Consider the following 15,577-nt stretch of genomic DNA (forward strand, 5'->3'; position numbering starts at 1 on the left):
AAAAGAGAGGACTGAAGTCCTTACTACAAACCTGGTTAGAAAAGGTTAGTAGTGAGGACTTCAGTCCGCAAAAAAAGAGAGGACTGAAGTCCTTACTACGAACCTGGTTAGAAAAGGTTCGTAGTGAGGACTTCAGCCCGCAAAAAAGAGAGGACTGAAGTCCTCACTACGAACAAATTATCAATTTTTAAACAAATACAGTAGGTATTGTTGCCCGCATCAGTTTACGATACTTAATAGAACTTTTTTGCCAAATGAGGTAAGACAAAATGCCTGATATTGTTGATATTGCCGTAGGTGCGGGTTCGTTCCAAACCCTGGTAACGGCCGTGCAAGTAGCTAATTTAGTAGATGCGCTCAAAAGTCCGGGCCCTTTCACTGTCTTTGCACCTACTGACGATGCTTTTGCGAAATTGCCGCCGGGAACTATCACCACCCTAGTGCAGAACGTTCCCCAACTGAGCAGGATTTTGATGTTTCACGTCGTCTCCGGCAAGTTTATGAAGGCAGATTTGGCAAAACTCGGTTTTGTTACTTCCTTAGAAGGTTCGCCGATTAAAATTGATTGTTCAGACGGTTTTGAGGTGAAGAATGCTACTGTTGTCGCGGCCGATATCGAAGCTGACAACGGTGTCATCCACGTCATCGATAACGTGATTTTAATGGGGTAGTTTCTCCTTTAAACGTCGCTGCTGGAGCGAAGCTGGTGCCTTGCGGTGTTGCTTCGCTCCCGATCGCGCCAGTATTTTTTAGCAATTGAATGTAATATAAATATAAAAAAGTTGTCTTTTGGCGCGATGTATTTTAAAATGATTGTTTAAAAAAGTTTGATAATCAATAATTATAATATAAGGAAACCAGTGTGGTGAGCACTATGCAAATCCTAGCCGCCAGCCTCAAGGCCAAAGTCCGCCAGCGTACCTTGGAACTGCAAGTTCTCAACGAACTTACGGAAAATGTACAACTTGCTGCGGTTGCTGATGAAATTTGGTCTGCTTGTCTGGCACATCTCGGGCGCCTGATTCCTGCTTCTACGATCGCACTTTTAACTCTACCGGACGATCGCATCTACCTGCAACAGTTGCACCCGTTAACTGAATCGGTCAAATCTGAAATAGCAGCCTGCTTGCAAGCTACTCGCGCCCAATGGCTGGCCGGAAGTCGAGAATGGGCGTACAACATCGCTGGCGGGCCAATTGCTCAGTTTAACTCGGTGTTGATGGCACCGGCTAACCCGGATGACAGTGATGAATTGTTGGGAATATTCTTCATCGGTGCAGAGCAGGCAACTGCTTTTAATTTTGAACACCTTTGTTTGCTCCACACTGTCGCTCAAATCTGTGTTAAATCGTTAATTACTTTAGCAGCCAAACAGACGAATGTCAAGGGAAATGCTCAAAATAATTTTGCTCTAGATGCTCCAAGCCAAGAACTCTTGTTGCGGGCTTTAATGGACGGTGCGCCGGATAGAGTTTTTGCGAAAGATCGAAATTTTAGATACATTTTTGTCAATCAAAGTTTTGCTGCATATTTGGGGAAAAAGGTTGAAGAAATTATTGGCAAAGATGATATCGAATTAGGTTTCTGTGAACCAGCAGTATTTGGCGATCGCCACGGCTCAATTAGGGGCATCCGCGAGGACGATCGAGCCGTGCTGGGGGGGGAGACGGTTCGCAATCCCTACCAGGCGATCGCCTTTGCAGGTGGTAAACAGCACATCTTTGACACGCAAAAACTGCCCCTGCGCGATGCGGATGGCAATATATTTGCGATTTTGGGCATTTCTCGCGAGATTGCTCAATGGCAGGCGACAGATGAAGCCCGGAATCAAAGCCAAGCCAAACTGCAAAAAATTACTGCTAGCGTACCCGGTACAGTATATCAAGTTGACTTGCATCTAGATGGTTCGATAGCCTTCTCGTTTGTGAGCGCCGGCTGTCGAGAATTGTATGAAATAGAACCGGAGGCAGCTCAGCAGGATATTCGTGCAATTGTTGACATGATTCATCCCGAAGATAGAGATGATTTTCGGAACTCGGTAAGGCTGACTGCGGAAAATTTGCAGCCTTGGCGGTGGGAAGGTAGAATTATCACCCCCTCTGGAAAACTTAAATGGATTCAAGGGGCCGCGCAACCGGAAATGCAAGGCTCGGGAGAGATAGTTTATTATGGCTTGTTCACGGATATTAGCGATCGCAAACAAGCTGAGTTAAAACTGCAACTTTATCAAGAAATATTTTTAAAGTCCAATGATGCGATCGCCATTTTAGACCCGCAAGGCTATTATTTGGAAACAAATCAAGCTCACACGGCTTTGCTGGGTTACAGTGAATCAAAATTGTGGGGTAAAACTCCTGCAATTCATACGGGAGAAGAGACATTTGCATCGGTGCTGCAAATCTTGGTCGCAACAGGGAGTTACCGAGGCGAAATGACCTGTGTTAAGGATTTGCAAGGGGGAATCTTTGAGGTGGAACTTTCGGCTTTTGCGGTTCTCAATGATGCTGGGGAAGTAGTTTGTTACGTCAGCGTCAAAAGGGATATCACCGAACGCAAGCAAGCTGAGGAAAAATTCAAACTTTACCGAGAAATATTTTTAAACTCCAACGATGCGATGGTGATTATCGATGCTGATGGGTTTTTCCTGGAACAAAATCGCGCTCACCAATCGCTATTAGAATATACAGACGCCGAATTAGAAATAGAAACGCCGCCGCTGGTGGCGGGGGAACGCTTTTCTGCGATTTCCAAAAGTTTAGCGAAAACTGGAACTTTTCGGGGCGAAATTACTAACTTTACTAAAAAAGGTCGCACGCTGGCGATCGAGGTGGCGGCCTACTCTGTGATTAACAACAGCGGCGATATAATTTGTCACGTCTGCGTTAAGCGCGATATTACCGAACGGAAAAAAGGTGAAGAAGAACGACAAAAATTTGTTTCTCTGATTGAAAACAGCAGCGATTTTATCGGTATGGCTACTCTGGAAGGTCAAACGCTGTTTGTTAACGAAGCAGGTCAAAAAATGGTGGGGATTGAGGATATTTCGGAAGTGCTTGATACGGAGATATGGGATTATATAGGCGAAACTTTTAAAGAGGAATTTAGTCAAGATATTTTGCCAAGAATTATCAGTTACGGCCAGTGGCAAGGAGAAGGTCAAATGCAGCACTTGCGTACTGGAAAAAACATTGATGTGGTGATGAATGCTTTTCTGGTCAAGCACCCTCAAACGAGCGAACCACTGTGCTTTGCTGCGGTAATTCGCGATATTACAGAACGCAAGCAAGCTGAGAAAATGTTGCAGGAACAAGCTGAACAGGAACGGCTGGTTTCGGCGATCGCCCAGCGAGTGCGACAGTCTCTCAACCTCACTCAAACTCTGAGTACGGCCGTACAAGAAGTGCGACAATTGCTGGCAACTGACCGCACCGTAATTTATCGTTTTGATTCCGATGAAACAGGGATTGTTGTAGTCGAATCTGTAGGATCTGATTGGATACCGATGCTGGGCAGAAAACTTCAGGAAACATCTTTTGGGGAAAGTTATATATTGATGTATCGCGCTGGAAAAATTCAAGCAATTGAAGATATTGATACGGCTGATTTGAGCAAAATGCACCGCAATTTACTTGCTAGTTTGCAGGTAAGGGCTAATTTAGTTGTACCAATTTTTATCGGTGATGAAAGTCAGGAGTTGGCAATAGAAGATTCGCCGTCAACTTTCCCAATTGGGTCGCCGATAGGGAGTTTGGACAAGCGTCAAAATCGGTTGTGGGGGTTGCTGGTTGCCCATCAGTGCAGCGGGCCGCGCGCTTGGAGTGATTCTGAGGTGGATTTGCTGGGAAGGTTGAGCGTGCAGTTGGCGATCGCCATTCAGCAATCTACTCTGTTTGAGCAAGCGCAGCAAGCCCGAGAAGCCGCTCTGGAAGCGTCTCGAATGAAGTCACTATTTTTAGCAAATATGAGTCACGAAATCCGCACTCCGATGAATGGAGTGATGGGGATGACAGATTTGCTGCTGAAAACAAATCTTACTCCCGAACAGCTAGACTTTGTGCAGACGCTGAAACTCAGCGGCCAAAATTTGCTGTCCATCATTAACGATATTCTTGACCTTTCCAAACTGGAAGCTGGAGAAATGCGCTTAGAAACGATCGAATTTGACCTCAGTATCTGTCTGGATCAAGTGCTGGATTTGTTGGCAACTCCCGCACAAAATAAAGGTATAGAATTGGTGGCGCTGATTGATTCCGATGTGCCGCTGCAAATCAAAGGGGATGCAGCGCGACTCCGACAAATTCTCACTAATTTGATTAACAATGCGATTAAGTTCACGGAAGCTGGAGAAATAGTAATTGAGGTTTCCACTGGCAGGATTCCTGGAATATTGGCAGCTAGCGATGACCAGAAACAATTAGAGAGTATCCAACCGTTAAAACTCGGAAGCAATCGCTCGCTGTTCCTGCTGTTTAAGGTCACAGATACAGGGATTGGGATTGCTGCCGAAGACCAAAAAAAGCTGTTTCAATCTTTTACTCAAGTTGATGCTTCTACTACTAGAAAGTACGGTGGTACTGGTTTGGGTCTGGCTATTTCTAAGCAGTTGGTGGAGCTACTCGGGGGTAAAATTGGTGTGGAAAGTACCCCGGGTAAAGGCTCGATTTTTTGGTTTACTGTGCCGGCACTTAAGGAGAATTTAACTGCGGCTGGGACAGCGTGTGCAGTGAATTTGCAAACGGTGCTGGCGGGGCGGAAAATGTTAGTTGCTAGCGACAAGCCCACAGTGCGAAAAGTGCTGCTGAGAATGGCTGTTTTGTGGGGGATGGAAGTTGATGAGGTTGAGAATGGTTGGATGGCGATCGCATCTCTGTACAAAGCTGTCAGCATAAAATCCCCTTACGATATTGTTTTGGTTGATATTCAGTTGCCGGAAATGGTGGCGGGAAGTCTGGAACGTTTGATGATTGCTGAGTCGGCAATGCAGCAGACGCACTGGGTGGTGCTGACTTCCATGACTCAGATATCTGAGGCGAAACGTTTGGTAGATATCGGTTTTAGCGGCTATTTAACTAAGCCTGTTAAGGCTCACCGACTGTTTGATTGCTTGGTGAATGCGATCGCCCCGGGCGCAGTGGTTGACTCGCCGCTGCCAAATCCAACGGCAAATCGAGACTCCTCTATTGACAACCAGGAGTTAGCTAGCTTAAAGATTTTGTTAGTTGAAGATACTCCGATCAATCAAAAAGTTGGTCTGAATCAACTCAAAGTTTTGGGATGCGCGGCGGATGTGGCAAATAACGGCGCTGAGGCGCTATCGATGGTGGCTATCAAAAAGTATGACATTGTGCTGATGGACTGTCAGATGCCGGTTTTGGACGGTTACGAAGCTACCCGGGAATTGCGCCGCATGGAAGCGACAGGCGCTGCTGCTGGCAAGATGGAGCCCGATCGCAAGACGGTGGTGATTGCGATGACGGCAAATGCTTTGAAGGGCGATCGGGAAAAGTGTCTGGCGGCGGGCATGGATGATTATATTAGCAAACCTATTTCGATCGAAAAGTTAAAATCTGTACTAGAAAATTGGTCGGTACAGTTAAAAGTTGAAATTCCTCAGTTTAAGGGTGAGGAAGTCCAAAACTCTGCTTCGGATCTAGAATGCGTAGTTGATATGGCACGCTTGCACGAAATTGCGGGCACTGATTTAGATTTTGAGCGGGAAATATTGCAAGCTTTTGTGGTGGATACTAGCAGTTATTTAGAATCTGCTAAAAGTGCGATCGCCTCGGGAGATATGGAGACACTCGCCCGCCGCGCGCATCAAATTAAAGGTGTCAGCGCCACGGCGGCGGTGCGGTTAATGCCCCAGATGGCTGCTGAGCTTCAAAGGCTGGCCGAATCCAACGATTTGGAGGGGGCCACAAAAATCATCGCTGAATTAGAAATAATTCTGGCGGGAGTTCAAAAGTTGGCGGTCAGTCAGTGATAGGCTCCATTAAATAAAGGTATGTTGTTGCGCTTGAGCGCTCTTTCATATATAAAGAGCGCTTAAGCCAACATACCTACCCGATCGCCCCACGGCTCCTAGAAGCCCATGGAAGCGATCGCGTGTAAAGATTTTTAATTTTTTATCAAGATATTTATCTGTATGTAACGAGATTGGAAATTCTTATAACATCTTGTATGTTGTAGCTTTTGACACTACTATATTAAGTTATTGTGGTCAAATATAAAATAATCATTAAGCCGATGACAAGACGGCTACTTTTCGTCTATCGGCTTGAAACACTAAGACCAACCCATCGCCCAGCCAGCCCACTAAGTGCGTATTTACGCTCAACGAGGTTTTATGACTCCAGTCATGTTACGCCAACTCTGGTCATTAATTGAAACCACCCAAGCGACTCTGTTAGTTACTTTGGACGATGCCACCCTGGTACAGTGGCTGCTGAAACAGTTGAAGATGAACTCTGCGCTCAATGGCAACGAAACAGATTTGTTGAACGAGTACATCGAGTCTCGGCTGTCTCTAATCCGCGATTTAGCCGAGCAGCGCCTAGCACCAGAGCGGTTCTGAGCTCATTAAATCAAAATAGGATAAAGATTGTAGGCAAGATTGTAGGCAAGATCGATCGTCCGCAGCGGGCAAAAAAATAATAGGCGGTGAACCGGTACACTTGTCAGGGTGCGACACCGGGTTGAGAATGCTTAATTTGAAACAGTGGAGTGTTCTAGATTGCCGATCGCAACAGTTCTCGACACCGACAAGTTAGGATCGTTGAGAAAGTGTTCTACTGGTAAAATGTATGCGTAAATGGGGATGGATGTTGCTGGCAAGTGTGTTATTTGTGACACCGCTGGCATCTTGTAGGGATCGATCGGCACAAGTCGGCCAAACACCAGCCGCAAATACTACAGAAGGCAAATCGCAACAAGGCCCGAGCCGCATAGATACAATTGTCAGCCGCGGCAAATTGATTTGCGGCGTCAGCGGCGAACTGCCGGGTTTTAGCTTTGTAGACGAAAAGGGCAAATATTCCGGCTTGGATGTGGATGTTTGCAGGGCGATCGCGGCGGCTATATTTGACGATCCCGAAAAAGTAGAATACCGAAAGCTCAACGCCAAAGATAGGTTTACAGTTTTGCAGGCCGGAGAAATCGATATTCTCAGCCGAAATACCACCTACACGGCAAGCCGCGACAGCACTACCGGACTAGAATTTGCCCCGGTGATCTTTTATGACTCTCAAAGCATCATGGTCAAAAAAGACAGCGGCATCAAAAGTTTAAAAGATTTTGCTGGCAAATCGATCTGCGTGCAGACAGGTACGAGCACCGAACAAAATTTGTCCGACCAAATGCGAAAATTAGGAATTAAATACACTCCTGTGGTGTTTGAAGATGTGAATGCTACCTTTGCGACGTATCAAGAAGGTCGCTGTCAAGGCGTTACTGCCGATCGATCGCAACTCGTGTCGAAGCGCACAACTCTACCGACTCCCGAGAATAATGTTGTTTTGCCGATCGTGATGTCAAAAGAACCGCTAGCCCCAGCGGTGAAAAGCGGCGATCCTAAATGGTCGGATGCGGTGAGGTGGATCGTTTTTGCGGCGATTGAAGCGGAAGATTTGGGAATTAATTCTGGCAATGTAGACCAAACTGTCGCCAGCACTACAGACCCGAACGTCAAACGTTTGCTAGGAAAAGAAGGAGATTTAGGTAAAGGTTTCGGACTCCCGAACGATTACGCTCTTCGCATTGTTAAGAAAGTGGGAAATTACGGGGAAATGTACGATCGCAACCTCGGCCCAAAAAGTACACTTAAGTTAGACCGAGGTCAAAACAAACTCTGGAAAGATGGCGGTTTGCTGTACTCGCCGCCCTTCCGCTAATTTTTGTTAACTGTTAATTGTTGACTGTGAGTCGTAAGGTGCGCACTGCGCACCCTACAAGATATTTTAGACTTCGCGCTTACCCTACATAGTTAATTGTTGACTATGAGTCGTAAGGTGCGCACTTACAAGATATTTTAGACTTCGCGCTTACTCTACATAGTTAATTGTTGACTATGAGTCGTAGTGAGTCGTAAGGTGCGCACTGCGCACCCTACAAGATATTTTAGACTTCGCGCTTACCCTACATAGTTAATTGTTGACTGTGAGTCGTAAGGTGCGCACTGCGCACCCTACAAGATATTTTAGACTTCGCGCTTACCCTACATAATTAGTTCGATTTACATTAAACAATTATGAATCCAGAACCTCAACCGGGCAAATCTCAGAAATCATCCAAAATTAAAGATATATCAACACTGCTGCGGGACGATCGCTTCTGGAAAATAGCCGGACAGGCGATCGCCCTAATTTTGGTAATCACAGTCATCGCCATTCTTTGGGACAACCTCACCGCCAATTACGCGCAACTGGGGATTGCATTTGGATTTGACTTTCTCAATTCCCAAGCATCCTTCGACATCGGCGAAAGCGTGATTCCCTACAGTCCCGAAAACAGTTACATACAAGCTTATTTTGTCGGATTAATCAACACGCTGCGGGTAATGGGCTTGGGGATTGTTTTCTCAACAATTGCAGGTTTGACTGTAGGAATAGCCCGTCTTTCCGACAACTGGCTGCTTCGGAATTTAGCTGCATTGTATGTGGAGATTTTGAGGAATACGCCGTTATTGCTGCAATTATTTTTCTGGTATTTTGCAGTGTTCATTTCCCTGCCAAAACTGGAAGACAATCAACAGATGCGCGGCCCGATTTACTTGACAAATCGCGGTATTGCTGTACCTTGGCCTGCGCCTTTGCCAGGTTTTGAAATTTGGTTAATTTTGCTAACTGTGGGAGTTTTGGCGGCTGCGGGGCTGTGGATGTGGCGGGGGCGGGTGATGCTGGAAGAAGCGAAGCCGGGAAGACAGTTGTTTTGGGCTGGAGGTGCGATCGTCCTGAGTGCAATCTTAGCTTTCATTATCACCCAAAATCTGCCTTTCCGTCTCGATTTTCCGCGCCTGACACCAGCATTGCAACTCGAAGGAGGATTAAAATTAACTCCAGAATTTGCAGCCCTGGTAACAGGACTGAGCTTGTATACTGGCAGTTACATTGCAGAAATTGTCCGCGCCGGAATTCAGTCAGTCTCGCGAGGCCAGTGGGAAGCAGGAAAATCTTTGGGGCTGAAGTCTGGAACCCTGATGCGGATGGTAATTTTGCCGCAAGCTTTGCGGGTAATTGTGCCGCCGTTAACCAGTCAGTATCTGAATTTAGCGAAGAATTCAAGTTTAGCCGTGGCGGTGGCTTATCCCGACGTTTACTTTGTGGTGGGATCTCCGACGTTGAATCAGACCGGAAGGGCGATCGAAACAATGCTAATTATCATGGTAACATACCTAACAATTAGTTTGATAGTTTCTCTGTTCATGAATTGGTACAATCACACGGTACAAATCAAGGAAAGGTAAACGATGACAATTTGAAATTCCACAGTTAGGAGTAAAGGAGATTTTAAATGGCATACAGTGATTTTAGTTTGGCAAAAGTATCTAAAATATTTGAATTAAATATTTTAGATCGAATTAATATGTTCTCTGCCATATCAGAGTTAGAAAGCAGTAGTTTTTTAGAGGAAACTCTTCAATATAGTGTGCCGTTAGCTATTAGCAGTAATACTGAAAAATCTCGTTCCGAAATGATTATAGCACCTATCCTAATAGAACTTAGAAAACAGTTGAATTCTGAGATTAGCTTTTTTTCGGGAATAGATTTTACAGTCGATGCCGAAAAAGGATTAAATGGAAATTGCGATTTTATGATTAGTCGTTCTCCAGAATTATTAGTTCTTACCGCACCAGTGATGATCATTGTAGAAGCGAAAAAAGAAAATATTAATGGTGGCTTGGGACAGTGCGTAGCAGAAATGTTGGCAGCTAGAATATTTAATGAACGCGAAGGCAACCAGATTGCGACAATTTATGGATGTGTTACTAGCGGGACTAACTGGAGATTCTTAAGACTCAAAGAACAAGTAATTGAAATTGACCTGACAGAATATTACCTAATAGATGTCAATAAAATCTTGGGGATTTTAGCCAGTGCAATTAGAAATTAACAAATAACAACTAACAATTTATGGAAACAACCCCCGTACTGCCGCCTCCAGCCACCGAATCGCCCACCCCTTGGAATTGGGCGCGCAAAAACCTATTTAGTACCTGGTACAACAGCATTCTGACAGTAGTTTGCATAATTGTCGCCTTCCAAACAGTTAAAGGAATTATCGTTTGGGCAACTACAAAAGCTAAATGGCGCGTGTTAGAAGCCAACTTGCCGCTATTTTTTGTGGGCAGATTTCCCAGCGAATCCTACTGGCGGCTGTGGATAGTAGCAGCGATAATTGCCTTGTTGGGAGGTTTAACTTGGGGAAATATTCAGCGGGAAGAACGTCTTTGGAATCCGCCTACACTGATTTTACTCGGTGCTGCCGTTGTTGGTGCAGTCATTACGCCGATCGACCTTACCTCTCGCCTCTACCTCTTAGGAATTATTATCGCAGCCGCCGCCAGCTATGTCGCCGCGAGACACATCAACCCCAACCCCCCCCAACCCCCCCTTACTAAGGGGGGGCGAGGGGGGGTTAGCTGGATTCCCGGAATTTGGGCTATTTCTTTCCCGCTGATTCTGTGGCTAATTAAAGGCGGGTTGGGTTTGACAGAAGTCTCGACAAATGATTGGGGCGGTTTAGTGCTGACGCTGTTTTTAGCAATTATTAGCATTGTGCTTTCATTTCCCTTGGGAGTATTGCTAGCCCTCGGGAGACAAAGTTCTTTGCCAGTCGTCAAACTGCTTTCAACATTGTACATTGAAATAGTGCGCGGCTTGCCCTTAATTGGCATTTTGTTTTTAGGTCAAGTGATGCTGCAATTATTCTTGCCGCCCGAATATCCCAAATTAGATAGAGTGATTCGGGCGATCGCCGGATTAACATTATTTAGTGCAGCATACCTGGCGGAAAACGTGCGCGGAGGCTTGCAGGCCGTACCGAGAGGGCAAATAGAAGCAGCAAGGGCGATCGGGCTAAACACACCCCTACTGACCATTCTGATTGTACTACCTCAAGCACTGCGAACAGTCATTCCGGCGATCGGAGGTCAATTCATCGGATTATTCATGGACACATCCCTGCTCTCCCTATTCGGAATGTTAGAATTAATCGGCATATCCCGCGCAGTTTTAGCAAATCCATCCTACATCGGTAGATACGCCGAAGTTTACATATTTGTCGGCCTCATTTACTGGGTATTTTGCTACTCAATGTCCCTCGCCAGCCGCAAAATAGAGCGAAGTCTAGAAAAAAGTCATTAATCCGCAGTCTGTAGGGGCGGGTTCACCAACAAAATAGAACTCCCAATCCAAATATATATAAACCCGCCCCTCCCAACCCAAATATATATAAACCCCTCTCCGCTGAAGCAGTCAACAGTCATCAGACAATAATTATCCGTCATTATTTAAAGGACAAAACTATGCAAGATAAACTAACAGTTCCCGAAACAGTAATCGTCGCAGAAAACGTCCACAAATGGTACGGACAATTTCACGTACTGCGAGGCGTCAGCATGAACGTCAACCGGGGTGAAGTGGTCGTCGTGATGGGCCCTTCAGGCTCGGGTAAATCGACGTTTATTCGCACTTTCAACGCTTTAGAGGCATATCAACAGGGTAAAATCACGATCGACGGAATCGAACTTTCCCACGACTTGCGAAACATCGAGAAAATTCGCCAGGAAGTAGGAATGGTGTTTCAGCAATTCAACCTATTTCCCCACCTATCAGTCCTGCAAAACGTCATGCTAGCGCCCGTATGGGTGCGCCGCTGGCCGAAGAAAAAAGCCGAAGAAGTAGCGATGCAACTGTTAGAAAGAGTAGGAATTTTGTCCCAAGCCCAAAAATATCCCGGACAGTTATCTGGCGGACAGCAGCAGCGAGTTGCGATCGCACGTTCCCTAGCAATGCAGCCTAAAATCATGCTATTTGACGAACCGACATCAGCATTAGATCCGGAAATGGTGCGGGAAGTTTTAGATGTCATGCGAAATTTAGCTAAAACTGGAATTACAATGGTAGTAGTGACTCACGAAGTCGGATTTGCGCGCGAAGTTGCCGATCGCATTGTATTGATGGACGGCGGAGTTTTAGTAGAAGAAGCCGGGCCGGAAGAGTTTTTCCAGAATCCGAAGGAAGAACGCACGCGCAAGTTTCTCTCACAGATATTGTAAACTGAACTTACGTCATTATAGGTTTGTAGTGAGGACTTTAGTCCGCATCCAATCCGAAGACTAAACTCATTATTACAAACCAGAGAGTGAGCTTCGTAGTGAGGACTTTAGTCCGGATCCAATCCGAAGACTAAACTCATCATTAAAAACATTAATAGGTTCGTAGTGAGAACTTTAGTCCGCATAATATCAGAAGACTAAAGTCCGAACGATCGAACCGTTATTTGTGATTCATTCCCTTGACAGGTTCGTAGTGAGGACTTCAGTCCGCCTAAGATCAGAGGACTAAAGTCCGAACGATCGAACCATTATTTGTGATTGATTCGCTTGACCCAGATAACAGCGTTAGAATAGTAGATATAAGCCATAAAATCTCAAATTTATATGCCGTCCACAAAAACGCTGCCGCTGGTTAAAGATGCAGAACGCCTAGAAAGCCGCCTCAAAGAAATTCCGGCAGTTCCCGGTGTATACTTAATGCGCGACGAGAGCGATCGCATCCTGTACATCGGCAAGTCCAAAAAACTCCGAAACCGCGTCCGTTCCTACTTCCGCGAAAGCCAAAACCTCAGTCCCCGCATCGCGATGATGGTGCAGCAAGTGCGCGAAATCGAATTCATCGCCACCGACACAGAAGCCGAAGCTTTGGCCTTAGAAGCCAACCTCGTAAAACAGCACCAACCTCACTTTAATGTGCTCCTCAAAGATGATAAAAAATATCCTTATTTGTGCATAACTTGGTCGGAGAAATACCCGCGCATTTTCATCACCCGCAAACGCCGCGCCGGTAATGCCAAAGACCGCTACTACGGCCCCTACGTCGATACAGGGGCGCTGCGGAGTACGCTGCATTTAATTAAGCGGATTTTTCCCCTGAGACAGCGCCCTCAGCCTTTGTTTAAAGACCGTCCCTGCTTGAATTACGACATCGGGCGTTGCGTCGGCGTTTGTCAAGGATTAATGCCTGCGGAAGATTACCAAAAAATCATCCAAAAAGTGGCGATGATTTTCCAGGGAAGGACTCAAGAATTGCTGGATATTCTGGAACCGCAAATGGAACAAGCAGCCGAAGATTTGAACTTTGAAACAGCGGCGCGGATTCGCGATCAAATTAAGGGTTTGGAGTCTTTAGGTGCTGGTCAAAAAGTGTCTTTACCTAATGATACCGTTTCCAGGGATGCGATCGCCCTGGCAGCAGACACCCAGCACGCCTGCGTTCAATTGTTCCAGATTCGCGCCGGTCAATTAGTCGGCAGACTGGGCTTTATGGCAGAGATACCCCCCCAACCCCCCCTTACCAAGGGTGGGCAAGAATTATCTCAATCTTTGCAAAATGGGGAGCAAGAATTATCTCAATCTTTGCAAAATGGGGAGCAAGATTTATCTCAACTTTCTCTTTCCTCCCCTCCTTGGAAAGGGGGGGAACGAGGGGGGGTAGAAGCCGGGGCGATTTTGCAGCGAGTTTTGGAAGAACATTATCAAAATGTCGAATCCGTAGAAATTCCCACCGAAATTTCCGTGCAGTACGACTTACCGGAAGCGGAAATATTAGCAGATTGGTTGAGCAACCGCAAGGGGCGAAAAGTTACAATTTTGACGCCGCAGCGCCAAACTAAGGCGGAGTTAATTGAGATGGTGGAACGCAACGCTGAGTACGAATTGGCGAGAATGCAACGATTGAGCGATCGCAATTCTCAAGCCATGCAAGATTTAGCAGAAATTCTGGATTTGCCAGAAGTTCCGCACCGCATAGAAGGTTATGATATTTCTCACATTCAAGGTTCGGATGCGGTAGCTTCCCGCGTCGTATTTATCGACGGTTTGCCGGCGAATCAACACTACCGCCACTACAAAATCAAGAATCCTGAAATTAAATCCGGTCATTCTGACGACTTTGCTAGTTTAGCAGAAGTTATCGGCAGAAGATTCCGCAATAAGAAGGAAGAATCAAGTTCGGCAACGGATGGGGTAGCGGATTTAACGGATAAAAGAAAGGAAGATGAATTGAGTAATTTAGGAGAAGCGGAAGAAATCAGTAGTTTTTCTTCGGTTTCTCATACTATTTCTGACAAACCGGATTTGATTATGATAGATGGTGGCAAAGGTCAACTGTCAGCAGTTGTGGCTGTTTTGCGGGAGATGAATTTGTTAGATGAGTTGCGGGTTGTGAGTTTGGCGAAGCAGCGAGAGGAGATATTTTTGCCGGGGGAATCTTTGCCTGTGCCAACTAATTCTGAGCAACCGGGTGTACAATTACTGCGGCGGGTGCGGGATGAGGCGCACAGGTTTGCTGTGAGTTTTCACCGAGATCGAAGAAGTCAGAGAATGAAGCGATCGCGCCTTGATGAGATTCCCGGGTTGGGACACCACCGACAAAAACTACTGTTAGCGCATTTTCGGTCGATCGACTACCTGCGTTTAGCAACTCCCGAACAGTTGGCGGAAGTTTCTGGAATTGGCCCGCGTCTGGCGCAGCAAATTTACGATTATTTCCATCCGTAAAGCCTTTGTAGCGTGGGAGGGGGATTTGGGAGGCGATCTGGCTACAAGTCCCTATTCAACCACTTTCAGGGAGAACTTGAGAAATTTTGCACAGACCTATTGCAATTCTCAGAAGCTTGTGGTATGTTTAGTTTCTGTGTGTGCGCGGGCATAGTTTAGTGGTAAAACTTTAGCCTTCCAAGCTAACTATGCGGGTTCGATTCCCGCTGCCCGCTTACTACAATTAAGACCTCAAACCAACGCTAAATCAACGGTTTGAGGTTTTTTATTGGCGAAAATACGGCTGAATCAAGGGTTGGGTTGACTAGAATTGGATACAAATTGGATACAAATTGACTACCGATCGCCCTTGTTGACCCTAAATTGGATACAAATTGGATACAAAATTGTATCCAATTTTGAGACGCTCTAGACCTGTACTCAGTCCAAGTCATCCACGTCTCCCAGTATTTCCAGCACAGTTTCCATATCAGCCATGTCCGCCCTCGTTTTTTTGCGCCGCGCTTTCAACTGGTTGAGCAGGTCGGCCGGCTCTGGGAATTCTGCCACGGTCGGAGCTGAGTTTTTATTTCCCCCCCGATCGCGTCGCACTTCCTTGAGTTCTTGCTCCAGCATCTGAACCTTCAGCACCAAATCGCCGTTGCGCTCATGTAACTGATTCAGTTCTGCATCCCATTCTGTAAGTTGCTTGTTGGCTGTTTTCAACCCACATTCCGCAGATGTGGGTCGGATTTTTTTATCAGTTGTGAAAACTTGGAAGCCAAACGCTTTTGGGCTGAAATTATGCAGTGTTAGCCTTAC

Annotated in this window: 10 protein-coding genes and 1 tRNA gene; 10 read left to right on the forward strand and 1 reads right to left on the reverse strand. The window is 46.0% G+C overall.

The features are described from left to right. Positions 1 to 269: 269 nt before the first annotated feature. From JGK39_RS30725 to JGK39_RS30770, 10 genes are all read left to right on the forward strand, one after another. Positions 270 to 671, forward strand: coding sequence for a fasciclin domain-containing protein (locus JGK39_RS30725; protein WP_194011615.1), 402 nt, complete (start codon positions 270 to 272; stop codon positions 669 to 671). A 203-nt stretch (positions 672 to 874) separates the two neighbouring features. Beyond that, on the forward strand, positions 875 to 5,983 hold the full coding sequence (locus tag JGK39_RS30730) for a PAS domain S-box protein (RefSeq protein WP_293261231.1): 5,109 nt from the start codon (positions 875 to 877) through the stop codon (positions 5,981 to 5,983). 363 nt (positions 5,984 to 6,346) lie between these two features. Continuing rightward, on the forward strand, positions 6,347 to 6,574 hold the full coding sequence (locus tag JGK39_RS30735; protein WP_293261114.1) for a hypothetical protein: 228 nt from the start codon (positions 6,347 to 6,349) through the stop codon (positions 6,572 to 6,574). A gap of 229 nt (positions 6,575 to 6,803) precedes the next feature. After that, positions 6,804 to 7,889 (forward strand): amino acid ABC transporter substrate-binding protein, encoded by a 1,086-nt coding sequence (locus tag JGK39_RS30740; protein WP_293261112.1) that lies wholly within the window; start codon positions 6,804 to 6,806, stop codon positions 7,887 to 7,889. Positions 7,890 to 8,245: 356 nt separating this feature from the next. Next, complete coding sequence (locus tag JGK39_RS30745) at positions 8,246 to 9,460, forward strand: ABC transporter permease subunit (RefSeq protein ID WP_293261110.1); 1,215 nt, start codon at positions 8,246 to 8,248, stop codon at positions 9,458 to 9,460. 47 nt (positions 9,461 to 9,507) lie between these two features. Next, entirely contained in the window at positions 9,508 to 10,107 is a 600-nt protein-coding gene (locus JGK39_RS30750; RefSeq protein WP_293261108.1) for a hypothetical protein, read from the forward strand. A gap of 20 nt (positions 10,108 to 10,127) precedes the next feature. Then, positions 10,128 to 11,360, forward strand: a complete 1,233-nt coding sequence (locus JGK39_RS30755) for an amino acid ABC transporter permease (protein WP_293261105.1) — start codon at positions 10,128 to 10,130, stop codon at positions 11,358 to 11,360. A gap of 161 nt (positions 11,361 to 11,521) precedes the next feature. Next, on the forward strand, positions 11,522 to 12,274 hold the full coding sequence (locus tag JGK39_RS30760) for an amino acid ABC transporter ATP-binding protein (RefSeq protein WP_293261102.1): 753 nt from the start codon (positions 11,522 to 11,524) through the stop codon (positions 12,272 to 12,274). Positions 12,275 to 12,658: 384 nt separating this feature from the next. Next, on the forward strand, positions 12,659 to 14,776 hold the full coding sequence (gene uvrC / locus JGK39_RS30765; RefSeq protein WP_293261099.1) for an excinuclease ABC subunit UvrC: 2,118 nt from the start codon (positions 12,659 to 12,661) through the stop codon (positions 14,774 to 14,776). A gap of 144 nt (positions 14,777 to 14,920) precedes the next feature. Then, a tRNA-Gly gene (locus JGK39_RS30770) sits at positions 14,921 to 14,991 on the forward strand. 205 nt (positions 14,992 to 15,196) lie between these two features. Here JGK39_RS30770 and JGK39_RS30775 read toward each other — a convergent pair. Continuing rightward, the coding region (locus JGK39_RS30775) for a hypothetical protein (RefSeq protein ID WP_293298598.1) at positions 15,197 to 15,577 on the reverse strand (381 nt) is incomplete at its 5' end.

It is taken from the genome of Microcoleus sp. PH2017_12_PCY_D_A, assembly GCF_020738565.1.
Taxonomy (GTDB): Bacteria; Cyanobacteriota; Cyanobacteriia; order Cyanobacteriales; family Microcoleaceae; genus Microcoleus.